Source organism: Candidatus Schekmanbacteria bacterium (assembly GCA_003695725.1).
GTDB lineage: Bacteria > Schekmanbacteria > GWA2-38-11 > GWA2-38-11 > J061 > J061.
Window position 1 is genome coordinate 1 of record RFHX01000299.1, and the last position, 3088, is coordinate 3088.

At 34.3% G+C, this 3088-nt stretch carries 2 protein-coding genes; both read left to right on the forward strand.

Features of this window, described 5'->3' with window-relative positions; all coding sequences use genetic code 11:
- Positions 1 to 1803: HAMP domain-containing protein (locus tag D6734_11170; protein ID RMF92915.1), on the forward strand; the 1803-nt coding region annotated here is incomplete at its 5' end.
- Between the two features lie 9 nt (positions 1804 to 1812).
- Entirely contained in the window at positions 1813 to 3033 is a 1221-nt protein-coding gene (locus tag D6734_11175; protein ID RMF92916.1) for a hypothetical protein, read from the forward strand.
- Positions 3034 to 3088 lie beyond the last annotated feature (55 nt).

The window sequence follows — 3088 nt, forward strand, 5'->3', positions numbered from 1 at the left end:
ATTGTAATCTTTATTTCCAGCGTAATCTTAATATACCTTTTTGCCTGCATAATATTCTACTATGCAAATCTAAAAAATCTCGATGAAGCTTTTGGTAAAAAGCTAATATCTGTGGCAAAGATTTCAGCCCGTGAAATTTCATCTCTCAATCTCGATCTACTCCTTCAACCGCCTTTGTCGGAAGTAATAACCAAACGAATCGAAAAAAAGATAAAACCTATTGCAGAAGCCGCTGATATTGAAAACATTACAATCATAAACAAAGAGAAGATAACCTATTTTGACCTGAAAAACAGTGAAATGGAAGGTGAAAAAAATCCTTTTGTTTATGCTTACAGCAATGAAATTGAAAAAGCTTTTTCAGGCACTAGTACTTTTTCTACCCTTTACAGAGGTAAAAAGGGAAATCTTTATAAATCTGCATTTGTTCCAATAAGGGACAACAAAAACAAAATCCGATGGGTGCTTTCGGTAGATGCAAATCCCGAGTTTTTGAATTTGATAGACTATATCCTCAAATGGATCGTTATCTCAGGCGCAGTAAGTTTATGCGTCACATTATTCCTGAGTCTGATCTTTGGCACCACAGTTGTAAGAAAAATAAAAAAACTCGATCATGTAGCCAACCAGATAAGTATGGGTAATTTTGATGTATCAGTTGATTCTCCCGGGAAAGATGAAATCGACCACCTAGCCCAAACATTCAACGATATGGTCAAGTCCATAAATGAAATGAAAAAATTTTATGAATATATACTCGATAGCACCTTAAGTGGAATCATCACAGTAAATTTTGTAGGGCTGCTGACTTCTATCAATCCGGCAGCAATAAAAATTCTTGAACTGGAAAAAGAGAGAGAGGACTATTTGAACAAAAATATTTTCGAGATTCTATCTAATCATGGAAATATACCAACGACTTTGGAGAAGCTGTTGAAGGAAAAATCTTTTGCCGAATATATTGAACTTAATTTTAAGAATTCATCAGGAGAGGAAAAATTTTTAGGAGCAACCACTTCCCTTCTTAAAAATGAAGCATCTGAAACAATAGGGATGACACTCTCTTTCATTGATATAACAGAAATAAAGAAACTTGAAAAAAAGCTCGAATTAAACGCAAGATTAGCTGCACTTGGAGAAATGTCAGCAGGTATTGCCCATGAAATTAGGAATCCTCTTGGAAGTATCCAAATCTATATGGACCTGCTTAAAAAGAGGATATCAAAGGAAAGCGAAAATATCGAAATATGCAATCAGGTTATTGAAGAAGTCGACAAATTAAATGCCTTCATAACCGAATTTCTGGTATATGCCCGCCCTCCAAGATTGGCCATTCAAAAGCACGATATTCATAAAGTATTAGATGAAGTAATCAGCGGACTTCCTATCAAAGAAAGCGAAAATATCGAAATTGTGAAAAAATATAAAGCAGGAGAAAATATTTTTCTAAATGTTGACAAAATGCAGATAAAAAGGGCTTTTCTAAATGTCTTCTTAAATTCACTTGAAGCCCTCAAAGGGAAAGGAAGAATAGTCGTGGAGACAGAAATTATCAATGCAGCCAAAACAGAAGACAAAACAAACCAACAAAGAATACGTATCTCCATTATAGATAACGGTTCAGGTATTGATGAAAATAAACTGAAACACATCTTTGAACCCTTTTACACAACAAAAGAAAGCGGCACTGGATTGGGGCTTCCCATAACAGAAAAGATTGTGAGAGAGCACAATGGTAAAATCGAAATAAAATCGAGAAAAGGTGAAACAGCCGCAAATTTCTATTTTTTAATAAGCGCCTAAAATTATCTAATGGACATCCAAACACCAAAGAGTATAAAATATTCAAAAAAAACAAATACAAAAATGAGGAAACTTTTTTCAATATATTCATTAGTGGCAACTTTCTTGTTTTTTCCCATATACATTGCTCATTCCTTGGATTTCAGCGGCAATGCTTCCATAGAAACGGCTTATGATACAAATATAGAAGGCATTAGTGACCATTCCTTTGGAGGAGAAGGCAAGATGCCTGAAGAAGACTTCCTGACAATCGCTTCTCTCTTTTTGAATGCAGCCAATGACAAAGAGAAAAAAATTCGGCTCAATTTTTCCCTCAATGAAATATATAAATTGTATTACGACGAATACACGGAAGACTCAAACCGCCATATAGGAGAAATCAATATATCAATTCCAATTAGTCAGGAAGCTTCATTTGATATGAATAACCGTTCCATTTTTCACTTTCAGCCAAAAGAAGACATTCGAAACTTTTTTGGCAACTATTCTACTTTTTCACTTTCATATCAATTGAATGATAAAAATTCGCTTACCCTTGGCTATATGAATAGTCTTAAAAAATATCCTAACAACAACAAATGGAATTTTACAAAAAACTCTTTTTTTATTCAAGCCGCTCACCATTTCTCCAATTCGTTATGGATAACCGCTTCATATGAGGGAGTCCTTTATAGGGGACGCAACAACTTTTACTATGAAAAGGAAGAAGAGGATGAAGAAGACATATCCAGCATATTCAGCAAAAAAACATCAAAAGGGAACGAACATCGTTTAATTTTTTCTGGCAATAAAATATTCGAAAACGGAAGTGCCATAAGTTTGAAATACCGCTTCGTATCCAATTCAGTAAATGAAGTAATCGATGTTGAGGAAGACCGCGAGTTAGCAGAATTTGAAGGACCATTTGCCTATGAAAATGACGAGCAGGACTTCAATTATACTTTAAATGAGGCAACTATGATTTTCTCATTCCCAATCCTAAAGAGGATGGCTTTAGATATTATTCTTCTTTATCAATTTCAAAATTTTGACGGCGATGCCTTTCCTTTGGAAGATAAACGATCGAGGCGCTTAGATCGTCTCGCCGTGGCAGATATTACACTGACAATCAATATTTTAGACAATCTTGATATCAAAATAAGAAATGCTGAAATGTGCAATGAATCGAATTATCCTGAACGAGAATATGAAAGAAATTACACTTCCATAGCTTTAACCTACTTCTTCTAAAAAAAATTTTTCTGAAAAAAAAATTTTTTTCACTACCAAAATTTCCAGAAAGAGA